The sequence below is a fragment of the Streptomyces sp. NPDC025618 genome, from assembly GCF_055558795.1.
In genome coordinates, this window is sequence record NZ_JBVHLW010000001.1 from 62,248 (window position 1) to 80,523 (window position 18,276).

Below are 18,276 nucleotides of genomic sequence, written 5' to 3' on the forward strand. Positions count from 1 at the left end.
ACTGGTCAGCGTCGTCGCTGCCGGAGGAGCACCGGGGTACACCACGGGCGCCTCCGTACAAAAACAGTACAGGAAGACCCAAGTAAAGGTAAAAGAAAAACCAAAAGCCCTGGTCAGATGCCATATGCCTGACGCGCTTGCCCCACCTGCCAGAGCACCTGCCCCAGCACGTCGCTCCCCGGCGGGACCACGGACGGCTCGTAGGTCCAGGCGTGCCCGACCCAGGGGTCGGCGAGGTGGTCGTCGGCGACCGGGGTGATCCTCAGCAGGGAGCGCCAGAGCGGGTCCAGCACCGGCCCGTACGCCCGCGCGTCGGCGCGGTCGGCGACCATCATCAGGTGCACCCCCACGGACGGCCCCTCGTCCGCGAGATAGCGCAGCTGCGTCACGCCCCGGTCGTCGAAACCGTGCGGGAAGTCGTTGACGACGAGCAGTTGCGCGGCCGTGTCGAGATCCGGCGGCAGCGCGTCCGCCGCACCGCTGCGGATCGCCATCTGCACCAGGTCGACCCGCCGCGTCAGCCGGTCCAGCACCGCGGACACGCCCTGCGCACCGGCCGCGGGCGGCTCGCGCAGCGCGCCGGAGCTCAGCAGCGGCGCGAGCGACGCCCCCGCGGCCCCGGCCGGGTCGATGACCCGCACCGTGAAATCGCCGACCGGGTGGACGGCCAGCAGCCGGGCGGCGTGGGCGACCGCGGTGTCCATCGCCCGCCCGCGCAGCTCGGCCGGGTCCAGCAGGGCCGCTTCCGGGCCGGAGGGCCGCCCGCTGTCGATCCACAGGCCGCGCTCCAGCGGCAGCCGCACCAGCATGGGGATGCGCAGATCCGTGCGCTCGGGCAGATGCAGATCGCCCAGCCGCAGCGCCATGGGCGTCTCCAGCGGCAGCTGGTAGCCCTGCCAGACGGGGCTGTCCCAGCGGGCGAAGGCGGGCGGCAGCGCGTGCTCGATGACCTCGGACTCGGCCACCAGCTGATCGAGGTCGCGGTCGAGCATGGCACGCGCCCGGGCGACCAGGTCCTCCTGCCGGGCCCGCGCCTCGGCGCGGGCGGCGTCCGCGGCCGGACCGACGCGGGTCAGCGGGTCGGAGAGCACCTGGTCCAGCTCACGCTCCAGGCGCGACTCCGCGAAGTCGACGGCGCTGCGGTACGCGGCGGCCGACCGGGCGAGGTCCTCGAACATGCCCCACACCTGGTTGTAGAGGCGCTCGTCCAGCGTCCAGCCGTTGGCGTCCCCCGCGACGGGCGGCGCGGGGTCCTGCGCGGAGGCGGGCTCCGCGGGGCCGGGCGCGGCCGCTGCGGGCTCCGGAGCGGCGGCCGGTGCCGAGGCGTGCCGCCGGGGGTGCGCGTAGCTCACGCGGCCGCCAGGCGGCGCGGACGGGCCGTCCGCGGGAGCGGCGGCCGTGGCCGGTGCGGGCGCGACCGACCGGGCCAGGCCCTGGGCCACCGCCGCCTCGATGGCGGCCGCCGTGCCGGTGGCGTCGTCGAGGCCCTGGTCGCGCAGCAGCGCGACGAGCCCGCCCGCGTACCCCTGGCCGACGGCGCGCACCTTCCAGCCGCCCTGCCTGCGGTACAGCTCCAGGGCGACGACGGCCGATTCGGAGTCCAGGCCGGTGACCGTGTAGCCGACGACCTCGGTCCCGCCGAGTGCGGTGACGGCGACGAAAGGCGCGGCCATCGCGCCGAAGCGGGCCGCGCCGCCCTGGCCGGCCGGGAGGGCCAGCAGGACGTTGACGTGGTGGACGGACTCCGGGAGCGCGTCCAGGTCGACGGCCAGCCGGTGCCCGGCCGCGGCCTGCCGGGACACCTCCAGGCCGGGCAGCCGGTGCGCGCCCGGGTGCGCGACGCTCCGCGCACCGGCCACCCTGCCGTCGGCGTCACCGAGCGTGGCGCCCGCCACGACCGCCTCGGCCGCCGAGACGCGGATCTCCAGTCGGGTCTCCGCAAGCGGGTGGTTCTGTCCCCGCACCAACTCGGCCGTCATGCCCGCGCCCCCTTGTGATCTGTGCCCGCGCGGCGTCGTCCCCCGCCGCGTGTGTCGTACTCGCCGTGCCGAGCGCCCCGCGCGCCCGCGGGCCCGGCGGAGACTCCCTCCGCCGGGCCCGGTCGTCCCGTTTCCCCGGTATACGCCCTACAGGCTCGGCAGGATCGCCGGCATGAGGTCCTGGAAGGTCCGGCCGTTGGACGGCGTACCGATCGCGGTCATCTGCCAGCCGGCACCCGAGCGGTGCACCTTGGCCATGATCTGCGCGGTGTACGGGCCGCCGCCGTCGAGGGTGTAGCGGGCCAGCTCCTGCCCGGTGGTCTCGTCGACCAGGCGGCAGAACGCGTTCTGCACCTCGGCGAAGGTCTGGCCCGTGAAGGAGTTCACCGTGAAGACGATCTGGTCGATGTGCACGGGGACGCGCTGGAGGTCGACGAGGATCGCCTCGTCGTCACCGCCCTTGCCCGCGCCGCCGACCAGGTTGTCACCGGTGTGCTTGACCGAGCCGTCGTCACTGACCAGGTGGCGGAAGAAGACCACGTCCACCGGCTGGTCACCGGCGAACAGCACCGCCGACGCGTCGAGGTCGATCTCCTTGGTGCGCGACCCGAACAGTCCGCGGCGGGGTGCGGACTGCCAGCCCAGCCCCATCCGTACCGCGGTCAGGGTGCCCCCGTCGGCCTTCTGCAGGCTGATGCCCTGACCCTTGGACAAGTTGACCGTCACGCGCAGTCCCTTCTCGTGCTTTCCCCGGCCGCGCGTTCGCACGGCCACGCGACCGACCCTACGCAGAGCCACCGGCGCCCCCACCGCTCGGGCGCCCTTTTGTGGCGGTCTTGCAACATGCCGCGACCGCCCGCCCCCGGGCCGCCGTCAGGCGAGGCCCGCCTCCTTCATCTGCCGCAGCTCCTTCTTCAGCTCGCTCACCTCGTCGCGCAGCCGCGCGGCCACCTCGAACTGGAGCTCCGCGGCGGCGGCCCGCATACGGTCGGTCATGTCCTCGATGAGCTGGGCGAGTTCGGCGGCCGGACGGTCCGTCGCCACCGCCGCCTTGGCCTTGCCCTTCGCCTTGGCGCCGGCCTTGCCCGCGGGCGCCGTCGGGACCGGGGCCTTGCCCTTCTCGTCCTTGCGGTAGCCCGTGCCCAGCAGCTCCTGGGTGTCGATCTCCTCCCGGGCGAGGGAGGCCACGATGTCGCCGATCTTCTTCCGCAGCGGCTGCGGGTCGATGCCCCGCTCCGTGTTGTACGCGATCTGCTTCTCGCGACGGCGGTTGGTCTCCTCGATGGCCTTCTCCATCGCGGGAGTCACCTTGTCCGCGTACATATGGACCTGTCCGGAGACGTTGCGCGCGGCACGGCCGATGGTCTGGATCAGGGACGTCCCCGACCGCAGGAAGCCCTCCTTGTCGGCGTCGAGGATGGCCACGAGCGACACCTCGGGAAGGTCGAGGCCCTCACGCAGCAGGTTGATGCCGACCAGCACGTCGTACTCCCCGGCGCGCAGCTCGCGCAGCAGCTCCACCCGGCGCAGCGTGTCGACGTCGCTGTGCAGATAGCGCACCTGGATGCCCAGCTCCAGGAAGTAGTCCGTGAGGTCCTCGGCCATCTTCTTGGTGAGGGTGGTGACCAGGACGCGCTCGTCCCGCTCCACGCGCTGGCGGATCTCGTGCACCAGGTCGTCGATCTGGCCCTCGGTCGGCTTGACGACCACCTCCGGGTCGACGAGGCCGGTGGGACGGATGATCTGCTCCACGAAGCCGTCGGAGCGCGACAGCTCGTACTTCCCGGGCGTCGCCGAGAGATAGACCGTCTGCCCGATGCGCTCGACGAACTCCTCCCACTTCAGCGGCCTGTTGTCCATCGCCGACGGCAGCCGGAAGCCGTGCTCGACCAGGGTGCGCTTGCGGGAGGCGTCGCCCTCGTACATCGCGCCGATCTGCGGGACGGTGACGTGCGACTCGTCGATGACGAGGAGGAAGTCCTCGGGGAAGTAGTCGAGCAGGGTGTTGGGCGGGGAGCCGGGCTCGCGGCCGTCCATGTGCAGCGAGTAGTTCTCGATGCCCGAGCAGGAGCCGATCTGCCGCATCATCTCGATGTCGTACGTGGTGCGCATGCGCAGGCGCTGCGCCTCCAGGAGCTTGCCCTGCTTCTCCATGCGGGCGAGGGTCTCCTCCAGCTCCCTCTCGATGCCCGCGACAGCCTTCTCCATGCGCTCGGCACCGGCGATGTAGTGGCTGGCGGGGAAGACGTACAGCTCCTGGTCGTCGGAGATGACCTCGCCGGTGAGCGGGTGGAGCGTGGAGAGGGCCTCGATCTCGTCGCCGAACATCTCGATGCGGACGGCGAGCTCCTCGTAGACCGGGAAGATCTCGATGGTGTCGCCGCGCACCCGGAAGGTGCCCCGGGTGAAGGCCAGGTCGTTGCGGGTGTACTGGATCTCCACGAAGCGGCGCAGCAGCTCGTCGCGGTCGATCTCCTGGCCGATCCGGAGCGGGACCATGCGGTCGACGTACTCCTGCGGCGTACCGAGGCCGTAGATGCACGACACCGAGGCGACCACGACGACGTCACGCCGGGTGAGCAGCGAATTCGTCGCCGAGTGGCGCAAGCGCTCGACCTCCTCGTTGATGGAGGAGTCCTTCTCGATGTAGGTGTCCGACTGCGGTACGTACGCCTCGGGCTGGTAGTAGTCGTAGTAGGAGACGAAGTATTCGACCGCGTTGTTCGGCAGAAGCTCCCGGAACTCATTCGCGAGCTGGGCCGCGAGGGTCTTGTTGGGTGCCATCACCAGGGTCGGCCGCTGGAGCTTCTCGATCATCCACGCGGTGGTCGCCGATTTTCCGGTGCCGGTCGCGCCGAGCAGCACGACGTCCTTCTCGCCTGCGCGGATGCGCCGCTCCAGGTCGGCGATGGCCGTGGGCTGGTCGCCGCTGGGCTGGAAGGGGCTGACGACCTCGAAAGGCGCCACCTTGCGTTCGATCTTCGATACGGGCCGCATGGGTCCACGGTACGACCCCCCACTGACAACGGCCGGGCGCCGGAGTCCGGGCCTCCCCGGCCCGGAGCGGGCAGCCCGTACGCGCCACCGCTCCTCCCCCGCCGCGGCCGGTGTTCTGCCGTGGCCGGGCGGCGCTTCTGTCCGGGCCGCCCCCGGCGCGGGGCGCCGTGCGGATCACCGTCACCGTCGGTCACCGGGGCGTCCCAGCGCGGGCCCCGGGAGCGCCCTCGCCCCGATCGGCACGGCCGCCGTCCCGGGCGTCAGCGGACCCGGTGATCAGCGACGCCCCACCGGTCGTGGAGGCGGCGCCGGCCGAGGGGGCGACCGGGCGACGCCGGGCTCGCCGACCCCTTCCCGGAGCCGGCCTTCGGCCTCTTCCGGCCCAATATCCTCCAGGCGGGCGGCATTTCCCGCCTACGAGGGACCGGGCCCGGGCTCGGAGGTCGCGGACCGATACCGGCACAACGCCTGTGGCCCGTGTGACAGGAACGCCCTACGCTAACCCGTGTGACGGACGTGGAACGAACGGGCCCGCAGGCCGGAGCACGCGCATGGGCCTGGACGACGGTGGAGGTCCCCATCGGGCCCCTGGGGCTCGCCGCGACGCCGGAAGGGCTGCTGGAGGTCGTCTTCCACGCCGACGCGCGGCGGGCGGCCGAGGCCGTGGACCGGCTCGCGCGCCGCCTCGGCACCGGACCCGCGGCCCCGCCCTCCACCGCGCACAGCCTCCTCGCCGAGGCGGCGGCCGAGCTCGAGGCGTACTTCACCGGCCGCCGCGAGACGTTCTCCCTCCCCCTGGACTGGTCGCTGACCTCGGGCTTCAACCGGCGGGTCCTGCGCGAACTGGCCGCAGGAGTCCCGTACGGCACAGTCGTCAGCTACCAGGATCTCGCCGACCGCGTCGGCGAGGCCGGGGCCGCGCGGGCCGTGGGCGTGGCGATGGGGAGCAATCCGCTGCCGGTCGTGGTGCCCTGCCACCGCGTGGTCGAGAGCGGCGGCGGGCTGGGCGGGTTCGGCGGCGGCCTGGAGATCAAGAGGGCCCTGCTGTCACTCGAAGGAGTGCTCCCCGAGCCCCTTTTCTAGGGGTTACGCGGCTTCCGCCCGTTTCCGCCATCGGCGCTCGAAGATCGATTGTCAGTGGCGGCCCCTAGCGTTCCTCTCAGTCGGACCGGCCACCACGGCCGGCCGGAGAGGGGGCGTGCCATGGCCGGGACCACGACGTATCTGGAGCTGTCGCAAGAGGGCGGCGGGGCGCACAAGTTCTATGAGGTGACCCTGGACGGCACGGCCGTCGCGGTGCGCTACGGGCGGATCGGCAGCGCGGGGCAGGCGCAGAGCTCCACCTTCCCGACCGAGGCGAAGGCACGGGCCGCCGCGGCGAGGAAGATAGGGGAGAAGATCCGCAAGGGTTACGCGCCCGCGGTCCAAGGCCAGCGCACCGCCCGCTCGGTGACACGTCGTCAGGTCGCTTCCGCGCCCTCCACGGCCCGCGCGGTCGCCCCGGTGCTCTGGCGGTTCCGCACGGGCTCCTCCGCCTTCGGCATCCACATCGCCGAGGACCGCTGCTGGGTCGGCAATCAGTCCGGCGACGTCCACACCCTCGGCCACGACGGCGAGGTGCTCGCCCACTACCGGCTGCCCGACGGCGTCAAGTGCCTGGTGGCGGACGACTTCTGGATCTACGCCGGCTGCGACGACGGCGCCGTCTACGACCTCTCCTCCAAGCTGCCCTTCGCCGCCTACGAAATCGCCTCGGACGTCGACATCTTCTGGCTGGACATCCGCGAAGGCATTCTCGACGTGAGCGACCGCGACGGCGGGCTGACCGTCATCGACCACGAGGACGAACACCAGTGGTCACGCAGGAGCACCGGCTCCAACGCCTGGATGGTGCGCCGCGACGAACACGCCGTCTATCACGGCCACACCGACGGCGTGACCGCCTACGCCCCCGACGGCAGCGGCGAGCTGTGGCACACCCGCACCACCGGCGCCGTGCTGTTCGGCTGGCAGGAGGACCACTCCGTCTACGCCGGCACCGGCCGCCGGGTCGTCCAGCGCCTGGCGAAGGCCACCGGCGCCGTCGAGGCCACCTACGCCTGCGACTCCGCTGTCTACTCCTGCGCCACCGCGCCCGGCGGCCGCTACGTCTTCGCCGGTGACTCCGCCTCGTCCGTCTACTGCTTCGCCGCCGACGGCACCCGCCTGTGGAAGCTCGGCACGGGCGGCGGCTCGGCCCTGTCCATGCAGTACCTCGACGAGCGGCTCTACATGGTCACCACCGACGGCTCGCTGGTCTGCGTGGACGCCGGTGAGGCCGCCATCGCCGCCGCCCGCTCCGGCACCGTCCCGGTCCCCCTCGACATCAAGTCGGCCGCCGCCGTGCCCACCTACACCCCCGCGGCCACGGTCACCGCGACCACCACCGTCGTCGGCACGGGCATCGTCGTCGAGTGTGTCCAGGAGTCCGGCAGGGTCCGCGTGCACGCGGTCTCCCCCGATCACGACCCTGCCTGGAACGTCCAGTTCCCCCGCCACATACGTCAGCCGGGCGCCCGCTACGTCGTGGACGCCCTCTCCCCCGCCTCCGGCGGCTTCTACCGCGTGCGTGGCGAGATCAGGCGCCTGGTCTGACGGAGCCGCTCCGCCCCGGCCGGGTGGATGCTGGTAGTGGGAGATGGTGTGCGATGCGTACCGGCAATGAACCCATGAACGCCCGCAGCCCCCTGCGCCTGCGGTGCGGGCTCGCCGCGTGGGGGCTCGCCTGGGCCGTCGCCGGGACCGTGCTCTTCGCGCTGGCCGGGCACCCCGGGTGGGCGGTGGCCTGCGCGGTGCTGATCGTGGTGACCGCGGTCGATCTGGGCCTGGTCATCCGGCATATCCGGCAGGGCCCGCACTTCCAGCCGGGGCGCGACATACCGCCGTACGAACCTGTGCGAGGAGACCGGCGCACCGGCGGCCCCCGCCCATAGACCGGCCGGAGGCCAGCTCGCCGCCGGGAGGCCGAAGTCCGCGCCGGAGACCTCGGCCGGATCGGCGGCGACGCTCGGCAGCGGGCCCCGCAGCTCCGCCGGCGCCGTGCGCAGCGCGGGCGCGTCCGCCCAGGACCGCTCGTGGGCGACCGGACTCGGGGCACTGGCCGTCACCGTTCTCAACCAGGCGCTGCGCCCGGTGCCGACGGCTCCGCCGACCTGCTCCGTCCGGCCACTATGCCCCCGGAGGCCGGACGGGCTGATGTGAGAGGCACGGGCGCGCGGATGCCGGGGCCCGGCCGGGCGCCGGGTCAGCCGGGGCGGGGCCCGGCCTCGCCCTCCGCCGCGAGGAAGCGGCGGGCTTCGGCCAGGTGCCGCTCACGGTCGGCGGCGGGCATCTCCTCCCACTCCGCGTGGGCGGCCCGCACCCGTTCGGTGAGCGCGGTGGCGTACGGGCCGACGCGCAGGGCCTCCCGCAGTCCGATGCGCCCGGAAAGAATGTCGCGGGCCATTTCCCGCAGGACTTCCCCGGCGCCGCCCTCCGCCATTTCCTGAAGTCCGCGCCGGACCGCGCGCGCCTGGGCCCGGTCGCGGCCCGGTGCGAGGAATTCCTCGTACCCGACCTCTCGTTCACCCATGACCGCTCTCCCCGCCCCGGGAGTACGGAAGGGACGGCACCTGCGGGAAGTCGTCGAGCACGACCGCCACTTCTCCGCCGATATCCGCGAGTTGCCCGTACACCGCGTCGATTCTCATCTGGAGCATATTGACCGTCTTGGTCACCTCGCCCCACAGGTCACAGATCCGCAGGACCTCCGTGGCCGCCACGCCGTAGCCGACGCCCGCGCCCCAGCCCGTCCAGGCCGTCAGACCACCCGCCGCCCAGGCGATCGCGGCCGTCGCCGCGGCGTCCCCGATCAGGCCCATCAGCTGCCCAACGGCCTCACCGGTCATCGAGACCCCGTGGGCCGCCACGAGGTATTCCCCCCGCATGGTCTCCAGCGAGCCCTTGATGTCACGCAGCTTTCCGCAGAGGGAGGCGAAATAGGCGTCGGCGGCGGCCGCCGCCTCCCCCTGCCACACCTCGCCCAGCGACCTGTTCCCGGATTCGATGTTGGTGGCGAGCCCTTCACAGAATCCCGCGAGATTCGCCCACGCCTCGGCGCTCCGCGCGTATGCCTCCCAGTCGCCGGCGAAGTATTTCCTGCCCTCTTCCAAAGGGTCGAAGGCGAGGGCGAAATCCAGCACCCTGGACATCCAGAACGACGGGCTGACCAGATCCCCGGCGGCATTGAGCGTGTCGATCGGGGAGATGAATTCCTCCGGCGCGCGAGGAGGTGTGAGGCGATCGGTGGGCCGGACCACATCGCGGAGCTCCGTGCCGCCCGTCACTGCGGCACCTTCCGGCGGGCCGCGTCCATCCTCGCCGCCTCCCGCAGATCCGAGGCCCGGAACTCACCGGCCGCCCGGTCGACCTCGTCCGCCGAGGCCCGCAGCACGCGCTCCAGCCGCCCCATGGCAGCCATCATCGTCTCCGCCAGATCGCCGTGCAGATCGATGACCCTGGTCAGCAGGCCCTGCTCGGCCGAAGCGATGGCACCGTGCCGCCGCACATAGCCCTGCGCCTCGGCGGCATCGTCCGCGGCGCGGCGCAGCAGACCGGAGAAGCCGTGTAACCGTGTTGCTGGAACAGACAGGACCATACGGGGAGTTCGCCTCCGTAGCCGGGACCGGTTCGACGCGGCCGCATGCTAACGCACCACGCCCCCGGCCGCCGGAACTCCCTCACCCGATCGGGGAGTTGACCATCTCCCCGGCGTCTGCCTAATCCGGCGCGCCCGCGGACCGCTCCCGCAGCCGCGCCCAGACCCGCTCCACCTGCGGAGCCAGCGCCTCCAGCGGGCCGTCGTTGTCGATGACGAAGTCGGCCACGGCCAGGCGCTGTTCGCGCGTCGCCTGGGCCGCCATGCGGGCACGCGCCTCGTCGGGGGTCATGCCGCGCAGCCGCACGAGACGGTCGAGGCGGGTCTGGGTACCGGCGTCGATGACGACGACCAGGTCGTACAGCGGCGCCAGGCCGTTCTCGGCGAGGAGGGGTACGTCGTGGACGACCACCGCGTCCGGCGCGGCCGCCGCTTCCAGTGCGGCGGAGCGCGCCCGGACGAGGGGGTGGACGATGGCGTTCAGCGCGGCCAGCCGGCCGGGGTCGGCGAAGACGACCGCGCCCAGCCTGGGGCGGTCGAGCGCGCCCTCGGCCGTGAGGACCTCCGGACCGAACTCGGCGACGACGGCCGCGAGCCCCGGCGTGCCCGGCTCGACTACCTCACGCGCGATCCGGTCGGAGTCCACGACCACCGCCCCGTACGAGGCGAGCAGCCGTGACACCTCGCTCTTGCCCGCGCCGATTCCACCCGTAAGACCGACCTTCAGCATGGGCCCCACCGTAGCGGGCGGCGGTTCAGTGACCGCCGTCGCCCTCCCGGTCGGCGAGGAAACGCTCGAACTCGGCGCCCAGTTCGTCCGCCGACGGCAGCTCGACGGGCTCGGCGACGAGATTGCCGCGCGTCTCGGAGCCCGCCACCGCGTCGTACTGGTGCTCAAGGCCCCGGACGAGGGCGACCAGTTCCTCGTCGCCCTCGCCGATCTGCCGCTCGATCTCCTCCTGGGTCCGCAGCGCCTCGGTGCGCAGCGCGTGCGCGGCGTTCGGCAGCACCAGGCCCGTGGCGGCGGTGACCGCTTCGAGGGCGGTCAGGGCGGCGTCGGGGTAGGGCGAGCGGGCGACGTAGTGCGGGACATGCGCGGCGACACCGAGAACGTCGTGGCCGGCCTCCGCGAGCCGGAACTCGACGAGCGACTCGGCACTGCCGGGCACCTGCGCCTGGTCGAAATAGCTGCGGTGGCCGCGCATCAGGTCCGTGCGGTTGCCGTGCGGGGTGATGCCGACCGGCCGGGTGTGCGGCACGCCCATGGGGATGCCGTGGAAGTTGACGGACAGTCGCACGCCGAGCCGCTCCACCAACTGCCGCACCGCGGCGGCGAAGCACTCCCACTCCACATCCGGCTCGGGGCCCGCGAGCAGCAGGAAGGGCGCCCCCGTGGCGTCCTGCACCAGGTGCAGCTCGATCTTCGGAGCCTCGTAGGCACTCCAGCGGTCGCGCTGGAAGGTGAGCAGGGGGCGGCGGGCGCGGTAGTCGACGAGCCGGTCGTGGTCGAAGCGCGCGACGACCTGGTGCGGCAGGCCGTCCAGCAGCCGGTCGACGATCAGTTCGCCGGTCTCCCCCGCGTCGATGTAACCGTCGAAGTGGTAGAGCATGACCAGGCCGGCCGTGTCCTGAGCCAAGGCCAGGTCGGCTACGGCGAGCCCCTTGGGCTCCCATTCGTACAAACCCTGCGGATCCAACACAGTGACCGCTCCTCCTCATGTTCCGTACGGGGGAACGCGCGTGGAGGCCCGGCCCATTCCCGGTGGCCGGATCCCGACACGGCGCGGACACATTCCGCGGTGCCACGAGGGCATGAGGAAGGCCCGCTCCCCGAGGGGAACGGGCCTTGCTCAGTCAGCTGTCAGCTGTCGGTCGGAGCCTCAGCTCTGGCCGCCGGCCAGCTTCTCGCGGAGCGCGGCGAGCGCCTCGTCCGACGCCAGGGCGCCGGAGTTGTCGGCCGACTCCGAGGAGTACGAACCGCCGGAGACGTTGCCACCGGTGGAGGCGGCGGCCGGAGCGGCGGCACCCTCAGCGGCGGCCTGCTCGTCGGCCTCGCGGGACTTGATGACCTGCGCCTGGTGCTGCTCGAAGCGCTGCTGCGCCTCGGCGTACTGGCGCTCCCACTCCTCGCGCTGCTTCTCGTAGCCCTCGAGCCAGTCGTTGGCCTCGGGGTCGAAGCCCTCGGGGTAGATGTAGTTGCCCTGGTCGTCGTAGGACGCGGCCATGCCGTACAGGGTCGGGTCGAACTCGACCACGGACGGGTCGGCACCGAAGGACTCGTTGGCCTGCTTCAGCGAGAGGCTGATGCGACGGCGCTCGAGGTCGATGTCGATGACCTTGACGAAGATCTCGTCGTTGACCTGGACGACCTGCTCCGGGATCTCCACGTGGCGCTCGGCCAGCTCGGAGATGTGCACCAGGCCCTCGATGCCCTCGTCGACGCGGACGAACGCACCGAACGGAACGAGCTTGGTGACCTTACCCGGGACGACCTGACCGATCTGGTGGGTCCGGGCGAACTGCTGCCACGGGTCTTCCTGCGTCGCCTTGAGCGACAGGGAGACGCGCTCGCGGTCCATGTCGACGTCGAGGACCTCGACGGTGACTTCCTGGCCGACCTCGACAACCTCGGACGGGTGGTCGATGTGCTTCCAGGACAGCTCGGAGACGTGGACGAGACCGTCGACGCCGCCCAGGTCCACGAAGGCACCGAAGTTGACGATGGAGGAGACGACGCCGGAGCGCACCTGACCCTTCTGGAGGGTGGTGAGGAAGGTCTGGCGGACCTCGCTCTGGGTCTGCTCCAGCCAGGCACGGCGGGACAGGACCACGTTGTTGCGGTTCTTGTCCAGCTCGATGATCTTGGCCTCGAGCTCCTTGCCCACGTAGGGCTGGAGGTCGCGGACGCGGCGCATCTCGACGAGGGAGGCCGGCAGGAAGCCACGGAGGCCGATGTCGAGGATGAGACCACCCTTGACGACCTCGATGACGGTACCGGTGACGATGCCGTCCTCTTCCTTGATCTTCTCGATCGTGCCCCAGGCACGCTCGTACTGAGCGCGCTTCTTGGACAGGATGAGGCGACCTTCCTTGTCCTCCTTCTGGAGAACCAGGGCCTCGATCTCGTCGCCGACCTTGACGACCTCGTTCGGGTCGACGTCGTGCTTGATCGAGAGCTCGCGGGAGGGGATGACACCCTCGGTCTTGTAACCGATGTCGAGCAGGACCTCGTCCCGGTCGACCTTCACGATGACGCCGTCGACGATGTCGCCGTCGTTGAAGTACTTGATCGTCTCGTCGATCGCGGCGAGGAAGGCTTCCTCGTTACCGATGTCGTTGACCGCAACCTGCGGGGTGGTGGCGGTGGTCTCGGTGCTGCTCGTCATGTGGGTAAAGGCTCCGGTACGGACAGTGAGTCGTAGGTACTGCTACGCCGAGAACCCGTATCGCACCGCCGAAGCCGGACAGCCTTGGAGGCGCACCGTCCGAGGGCCTCCGAAGATCCGAGGATCTCCCGAAGCTCTCGAAGAAAACCGAAAGCGCCTCGACAACCGAGGGGACATACAACAAGTGCGAGCGCGACCTGCTATGTCTGAGGAGCGCAGGCCCGCAGCGCAACTTGTAGCATACGGGGGCAGCGGGGCACGGTCAATGCGCGAAGACGCACACCCGGGATGAAACCCGCATAACGGGCACAACTTCTGTTTCGCGAGGCCACGAGGGACCTGACGCACCCCGTAGCTTTACGCTCAGGCGCCGAGCAGGCGCATAGAAGATACGACAAACCTTGCCGAACCACTACTGCCGAGGGCACGACGGTCGAAATGATCCATGAGTACGAGCCGGAAGCGACCCGGCGGGCCACCGGCGAGGCGGAGAGCAGCCGGGCCAGCCGTGGCTGGTGGGACCGCAACGCCGACGAATACCAGAGCGAGCACGGCGCCTTCCTCGGCGACGACCGTTTCGTCTGGGGGCCGGAAGGGCTCGACGAGGCCGACGCCGCGCTGCTGGGGCCGGCCGACGGGCTCAAGGGACGCGACATCCTGGAGATCGGCGCCGGCGCGGCGCAGTGCTCGCGCTGGCTGGCGGCCCAGGGCGCGCGGCCCGTGGCGCTCGACCTCTCGCACCGGCAGCTCCAGCACGCCCTGCGGATCGGCGGCGGCGTGCCGCTGGTCGAGGCCGACGCGGGCGCCCTGCCCTTCGCGGACGGCTCCTTCGACCTGGCGTGCTCGGCGTACGGCGCGGTGCCCTTCGTCGCCGACCCGGTGCGGGTGATGCGCGAGGTACGCAGGGTGCTGCGGCCCGGCGGGCGCTGGGTCTTCTCCGTCACCCACCCCCTCCGCTGGGCCTTCCCGGACGAGCCCGGCCCCGAGGGCCTCTCCGTCTCCGCCTCCTACTTCGACCGCACCCCCTATGTGGAACAGGACGAATCCGGCCGGGCCGTCTACGTCGAACACCACCGCACGATCGGCGACCGCGTACGCGACGTGGTCGCCGGCGGCTTCCGCCTGGTCGACCTCGTGGAACCGGAGTGGCCCGCGTGGAACACCCAGGAATGGGGCGGCTGGTCCCCGCTGCGCGGCCACCTGATCCCGGGCACGGCGATCTTCGTCTGCGAACGGGACTGATGCTGTCGGGGGTCCTGGCGGCGCGGGTCCCGTGCCCCGGCGCGCGAGCAGGGGCGGGGGCGATTCCCGCCCACCGGCCTGAGCGAGACTGGGCCCTGTGATCCGCGCCGAAGCCCTCGCCCGACTCCCCGTCCAAGCCGCCCTCCCCGCCCTCACCCGCGCCCTCGGCGACCGCGGAGTCGCCGTCCTCTGCGCACCCCCCGGCACCGGCAAGACGACCCTCGTCCCGCTGGCCCTCGCCGGACTCCTGGGTGAGGGGCGGCCGCGGCGCGTGATCGTCGCCGAGCCCCGGCGGATCGCGGCGCGGGCCGCCGCCCGCCGCATGGCCTGGCTGCTGGGCGAGGCCGTCGGCGACCGGATCGGCTTCACCGTGCGCGGCGAGCGGCGGGCCGGGCCGCGCACCGTCGTCGAGGTCGTCACCACCGGCGTCCTGCTGCAACGCCTCCAGCGCGACCCCGAACTCGCGGGCGTCGACACCGTGATCCTCGACGAGTGCCACGAGCGGCACCTGGACGCCGACACGGCCGCCGCGTTCCTCCTGGACGTACGGGATGCCCTCCGGCCCGAACTGCGGCTGGTCGCGGCCTCCGCGACCACCGACGCCGAGGGCTGGGCCCGGCTGTTGGGCGGCGCCCCCGTGGTCGAGGCCGAGGGGATCGCGCACCCGGTGGAGGTGGTGTGGGCCCCGCCGGAGCGCCCCGTACGGCCGCCGCACGGGATGCGGGTGGATCCCGCGCTGCTGGAGCACGTCGCGGCCGTGGTGCGGCGGGCGCTGCGGGAGCGGCAGGGCGACGTGCTGTGCTTCCTGCCCGGTGTCGGCGAGATCGCGCGGGTGGCGGGACGGCTCGGCGGTGCCAAGGCGCTGGGCGCCGAGGTCCTCCAGGTGCACGGGCGGGCCCCCGCCGCCGTGCAGGACGCGGTGCTCGCGGGCGGCTCGGGGACCCGCCGGGTGGTCCTGGCGACCTCCGTGGCCGAGTCGAGCCTGACCGTGCCGGGCGTACGCGTCGTGGTGGACGCGGGCCTCGCGCGCGAGCCGCGCGTGGACCACGCCCGGGGCCTGAGCGCGCTCACGACCGTACGGGCCTCCCGGGCCGCCGCCCGGCAGCGCGCGGGCCGGGCCGGGCGCGAGGCGCCGGGCGCGGTGTACCGCTGCTGGACGGAGGCCGACGACGCGCGCCTGCCGCGGTTCCCGGCGGCGGAGATCACGGTCGCGGACCTCACGGCGTTCGCCCTCCAGGTGGCGTGCTGGGGCGACCCCGACGCGTCCGGCCTCGCGCTCCTCGACCCGCCGCCGGGCGGGGCGATGGCCGCCGCGCGCGACGTACTGACCGCCGTCGGAGCGGTCACGGCCGACGGCAGGCCCACGGACCGCGGCCGCCGCATGGCCCGCCTGGGCCTCCACCCCCGGCTGGCGCGCGCTCTGCTGGACGGCGCGCGCGAGGTGGGCACGCGCCGGGCGGCCGAGGTGGTGGCCCTGCTCAGCGAGGAGCCCCCGCGCGAGTACGGCGACGACCTCGCGGCCGCCTGGCGCACCGCCCGCCGCGGCGGCGACGCGTACGCGGCCCGCTGGCGCGCGGAGGCCCGCCGCCTGGAACAGGCCGCACAGGGCGGCACGCCGAGCGGGCCCGGCCACGAGCCGATGGGCGACGACGCCGTCGCCGGGCTCGTCGCCGCGCTCGCGTTCCCCGAGCGGGTGGCGCGGGCCCGGGGCGAGGGCGCCTATCTCATGGTGTCCGGCACGGGCGCCGAGCTGGGCGCCGGGTCGCGGCTGCGCAGCGGGCAGTGGCTGGCGATCGCCGTGGCCGACCGGCCCGTGACGGCCGCGTCCGCGCGGGTGACCCTGGGCGCGCTGATCGACGAGGACACGGCCCGGGAGGCCGCGGGAGCGCTCTTCACCGAGGGCGAGGAGGTCGGCTGGTCCGACGAGCGGCGGGACGTGGTGGCCCGCTCCGTCGAGCGCCTGGGCGCCGTGGAGCTGACCAGCCGCGCTCTGCCCGCCCCGGACCCCGCGCTCGTGGGCCGGGCGCTGCGCGAAGGGCTGCGGCGCGAGGGCCTGGGGCTGCTGCGCTGGACGCCCGAGGCCGACGGCCTCCGGCAGCGGCTGGCGTTCCTCCACCGCGAGCTGGGCGCGCCCTGGCCGGACGTGTCCGACGAGGCGCTGCTGGAGCACCCGGACGACTGGCTCGGCTGGGACCTCGACCGCGCCCGCAGACGCGCCGACCTGGAGCGGCTGGACGCGGGCAAGGCGCTGGAGCGGCTGCTGCCGTGGGCGTCCGGCGACGCCGCGCGCCTGGACGAGCTGGCCCCGGAGCGCATCGAGGTGCCGAGCGGTTCCCGGATCCGGGTGGACTACGGCGGCGAGCAGCCGGTGCTCGCGGTCAAGCTCCAGGAGCTCTTCGGCCGGCAGGAGACGCCACGGGTGGCGGGCGGCCGGGTGCCCGTACTCGTACACCTGCTGTCCCCCGCGGGCCGGCCCGCGGCGGTCACCGCCGACCTGGCCTCGTTCTGGAAGGACGGCTACCGGTCCGTACGGGCGGAACTGCGCGGCCGCTACCCCCGCCACCCCTGGCCGGAGGACCCGACGACGGCGGTGCCGACGCGCAGGACGAACGCCCGCCGCTGACCCTCCGGGGCTGTCGGACAAAGACTCCGACGAAGACGAAGGAGCCTCCCGCAGGCATCAGAAAGCGCCGCTCCCGCCGTACCTCGGGAGCGGCGCCGGTCTGTCGTGATCTCTTCAGGGGAGGTACCGCTCGACCGCGGCCTGTCCCTTCTCCTCTATCAGCCGCTTCGCGGCCTCCACCCGCTCGGGCGTCACATCCCGGCCCGACGCCATGACCAGGTCCTCGGGGTCGAACGGCCGCTCACCGCCGGTGTACAGCCGCACGGGCCGGGACGTGGTGGACGCGTCCTCGGAGCTCTCCTTCACGGTGGACCTCCTCTGTTCAGCTGCTCCCCGCAGGGGGCGGCTGTTGGGGTTTCCCTCCATCGTGTGACATTTCCGGAACAAGCGCACGCTGATCTCCCGCGGTGGTAGTCGCGGCGGACGGTGTCCGGCGGGAGCGGGCCTCCAGCAGCAGCGCGAGTCCCAGCAGCGCCCCGCCCAGGCCGAGGAACCCCCAGGGGAGCCAGCTGGTGAGCAGCAGCACCAGGCGGCGCTGCGAGGTGACGAGGGCGACGGTCGCGTCGACGTAGTCCGGCCGCATCCGCACGTCCCCGGAGAAGGCGGGGACCGGCTTCTTCTCGGGGTGCCCGATCCAGCGCATCTCCTCCCGGTGCTCCTCCTCGCCGTTGACGGGCGCGCCGGTCGTGGGATCGACCCAGAACATGCGCTTGGTGGTGTACCAGCGCTCCAGTCCGATCTGCCGGATGGCTTCGGGGGTGAGGCCCAGGGGCAGCGCCCGGGGCACGGGGACGCGGGTCCAGGGGATCGTCTGCTCGAAGTAGTAGACGCTCAGGCCGTGGAAGCGCCGGGTCCCCCCGTAGTGGATGGGCGCGGAGGCGCGGGTCTGCATGTCGAAGTACCGGTAGTCGCGCTTCTGCGCGAGGAAGGGCCACTTGAACTCGATGCCGTCGCGGCGCACCGGTGTGCCGTCGACGTTCTCGCCGCCCGCGTGGACGGGCTCCTGGCTGTGCGCGTCGAAGACGTAGCGCTCGGGGATCTTCGAGACCATCGCGCCGTCGGGCCCGGCGACATAGGTGAGGGTGTCCCAGACGACGACGTCCCGGCCCGTCTCGTCCTTGACCTTACGGGCCTGCTCCACATTGCCCTTGAGGGTCTCGGTCATGGTGATCCGGGAGACCTTCTTCGGCTCCAGGGTGCTGTAGTCGATGAGGGTCGCGTCCTTCGCCTCCAGGACGACGGTCTGGTAGCGGCCCGCGGGGACCTTGGCCAGCCGGGGGAAGGCGTACCAGCGCAGCAGCGGCGACAGGGTGGCGAAGAAGACCGCGAGGGCGAGGAGGACGAGACCGGCTCGGCGGCGCACGGCGGGCCCCC

General features: G+C 72.6%; 16 protein-coding genes. 5 read left to right on the plus strand and 11 right to left on the minus strand.

What is annotated here, in order from left to right:
- Positions 1–113: 113 nt before the first annotated feature.
- The 3 genes from ACZ4A5_RS00280 to uvrB all read right to left on the minus strand — a co-directional run bounded on the left by ACZ4A5_RS00280 (position 114) and on the right by uvrB (position 4,976).
- Positions 114–1,979: a TerD family protein gene (locus ACZ4A5_RS00280; protein WP_467576405.1), complete on the minus strand. Its 1,866-nt coding sequence runs from the start codon at positions 1,977–1,979 to the stop codon at positions 114–116.
- A 147-nt stretch (positions 1,980–2,126) separates the two neighbouring features.
- Positions 2,127–2,705: a TerD family protein gene (locus ACZ4A5_RS00285; protein ID WP_398867480.1), complete on the minus strand. Its 579-nt coding sequence runs from the start codon at positions 2,703–2,705 to the stop codon at positions 2,127–2,129.
- A 147-nt stretch (positions 2,706–2,852) separates the two neighbouring features.
- Positions 2,853–4,976 (minus strand): excinuclease ABC subunit UvrB, encoded by a 2,124-nt coding sequence (gene uvrB, locus ACZ4A5_RS00290; RefSeq protein ID WP_467576408.1) that lies wholly within the window; start codon positions 4,974–4,976, stop codon positions 2,853–2,855.
- Between the two features lie 516 nt (positions 4,977–5,492).
- On the opposite strand from uvrB, the gene ACZ4A5_RS00295 reads away from it, so the two are divergent.
- The 3 genes from ACZ4A5_RS00295 to ACZ4A5_RS00305 all read left to right on the plus strand — a co-directional run bounded on the left by ACZ4A5_RS00295 (position 5,493) and on the right by ACZ4A5_RS00305 (position 7,948).
- Positions 5,493–6,059, plus strand: coding sequence for a methylated-DNA--[protein]-cysteine S-methyltransferase (locus ACZ4A5_RS00295; protein WP_467577222.1), 567 nt, complete (start codon positions 5,493–5,495; stop codon positions 6,057–6,059).
- A 120-nt stretch (positions 6,060–6,179) separates the two neighbouring features.
- On the plus strand, positions 6,180–7,610 hold the full coding sequence (locus ACZ4A5_RS00300; RefSeq protein WP_467576411.1) for a WGR domain-containing protein: 1,431 nt from the start codon (positions 6,180–6,182) through the stop codon (positions 7,608–7,610).
- Positions 7,611–7,663: 53 nt separating this feature from the next.
- Positions 7,664–7,948, plus strand: coding sequence for a DUF6343 family protein (locus ACZ4A5_RS00305; protein ID WP_467576413.1), 285 nt, complete (start codon positions 7,664–7,666; stop codon positions 7,946–7,948).
- 311 nt (positions 7,949–8,259) lie between these two features.
- Here the strand turns inward: ACZ4A5_RS00305 and ACZ4A5_RS00310 are convergent, their stop codons facing one another.
- The 6 genes from ACZ4A5_RS00310 to rpsA form a co-directional block, all read right to left on the minus strand.
- Positions 8,260–8,586 carry a hypothetical protein gene (locus tag ACZ4A5_RS00310; protein ID WP_467576416.1) on the minus strand — a complete coding sequence of 109 codons (327 nt, stop codon included), beginning with the start codon at positions 8,584–8,586 and terminating at the stop codon, positions 8,260–8,262.
- Positions 8,579–9,340 carry a hypothetical protein gene (locus ACZ4A5_RS00315; protein ID WP_467576419.1) on the minus strand — a complete coding sequence of 254 codons (762 nt, stop codon included), beginning with the start codon at positions 9,338–9,340 and terminating at the stop codon, positions 8,579–8,581. Before ACZ4A5_RS00315 ends, ACZ4A5_RS00310 begins: the two co-directional genes overlap by 8 nt.
- On the minus strand, positions 9,337–9,651 hold the full coding sequence (locus ACZ4A5_RS00320) for a hypothetical protein (protein WP_467576422.1): 315 nt from the start codon (positions 9,649–9,651) through the stop codon (positions 9,337–9,339). Before ACZ4A5_RS00320 ends, ACZ4A5_RS00315 begins: the two co-directional genes overlap by 4 nt.
- 121 nt (positions 9,652–9,772) lie before the next feature.
- Complete coding sequence (coaE, locus tag ACZ4A5_RS00325; RefSeq protein ID WP_467576425.1) at positions 9,773–10,381, minus strand: dephospho-CoA kinase; 609 nt, start codon at positions 10,379–10,381, stop codon at positions 9,773–9,775.
- A 25-nt stretch (positions 10,382–10,406) separates the two neighbouring features.
- On the minus strand, positions 10,407–11,351 hold the full coding sequence (locus ACZ4A5_RS00330) for a PAC2 family protein (protein WP_467576428.1): 945 nt from the start codon (positions 11,349–11,351) through the stop codon (positions 10,407–10,409).
- A 180-nt stretch (positions 11,352–11,531) separates the two neighbouring features.
- Positions 11,532–13,037, minus strand: coding sequence for a 30S ribosomal protein S1 (gene rpsA, locus ACZ4A5_RS00335; RefSeq protein ID WP_087928573.1), 1,506 nt, complete (start codon positions 13,035–13,037; stop codon positions 11,532–11,534).
- A 438-nt stretch (positions 13,038–13,475) separates the two neighbouring features.
- Here rpsA and ACZ4A5_RS00340 point away from each other — a divergent pair, with 438 nt between their 5' ends.
- Together ACZ4A5_RS00340 and hrpB are read left to right on the plus strand one after the other, a co-directional pair.
- A complete protein-coding gene (locus ACZ4A5_RS00340; RefSeq protein ID WP_467576432.1) occupies positions 13,476–14,279 on the plus strand; it encodes a class I SAM-dependent methyltransferase in 804 nt (267 codons plus the stop codon).
- A 97-nt stretch (positions 14,280–14,376) separates the two neighbouring features.
- Positions 14,377–16,902, plus strand: coding sequence for an ATP-dependent helicase HrpB (hrpB, locus tag ACZ4A5_RS00345; RefSeq protein WP_467576434.1), 2,526 nt, complete (start codon positions 14,377–14,379; stop codon positions 16,900–16,902).
- A 114-nt stretch (positions 16,903–17,016) separates the two neighbouring features.
- Here the strand turns inward: hrpB and ACZ4A5_RS00350 are convergent, their stop codons facing one another.
- Together ACZ4A5_RS00350 and pgfA are read right to left on the minus strand one after the other, a co-directional pair.
- The gene (locus tag ACZ4A5_RS00350) at positions 17,017–17,208 is read right to left on the minus strand and encodes a hypothetical protein (RefSeq protein WP_398867164.1); all 192 of its coding nucleotides are present in this window, start codon (positions 17,206–17,208) and stop codon (positions 17,017–17,019) included.
- Between the two features lie 16 nt (positions 17,209–17,224).
- Positions 17,225–18,265, minus strand: coding sequence for a cell envelope lipid trafficking protein PgfA (gene pgfA, locus ACZ4A5_RS00355; RefSeq protein WP_467576437.1), 1,041 nt, complete (start codon positions 18,263–18,265; stop codon positions 17,225–17,227).
- Positions 18,266–18,276 lie beyond the last annotated feature (11 nt).

Coding starts and splice junctions, on each gene's coding strand:
- ACZ4A5_RS00280 (WP_467576405.1), bottom strand. CDS start 1,979: ATGACGGCCGAGTTGGTGCGGGGACAGAACCACCCGCTTGCGGAGACC.
- uvrB (WP_467576408.1), bottom strand. CDS start 4,976: ATGCGGCCCGTATCGAAGATCGAACGCAAGGTGGCGCCTTTCGAGGTC.
- ACZ4A5_RS00300 (WP_467576411.1), top strand. CDS start 6,180: ATGGCCGGGACCACGACGTATCTGGAGCTGTCGCAAGAGGGCGGCGGG.
- ACZ4A5_RS00305 (WP_467576413.1), top strand. CDS start 7,664: ATGCGTACCGGCAATGAACCCATGAACGCCCGCAGCCCCCTGCGCCTG.
- ACZ4A5_RS00310 (WP_467576416.1), bottom strand. CDS start 8,586: ATGGGTGAACGAGAGGTCGGGTACGAGGAATTCCTCGCACCGGGCCGC.
- ACZ4A5_RS00320 (WP_467576422.1), bottom strand. CDS start 9,651: ATGGTCCTGTCTGTTCCAGCAACACGGTTACACGGCTTCTCCGGTCTG.
- coaE (WP_467576425.1), bottom strand. CDS start 10,381: ATGCTGAAGGTCGGTCTTACGGGTGGAATCGGCGCGGGCAAGAGCGAG.
- rpsA (WP_087928573.1), bottom strand. CDS start 13,037: ATGACGAGCAGCACCGAGACCACCGCCACCACCCCGCAGGTTGCGGTC.
- ACZ4A5_RS00340 (WP_467576432.1), top strand. CDS start 13,476: ATGATCCATGAGTACGAGCCGGAAGCGACCCGGCGGGCCACCGGCGAG.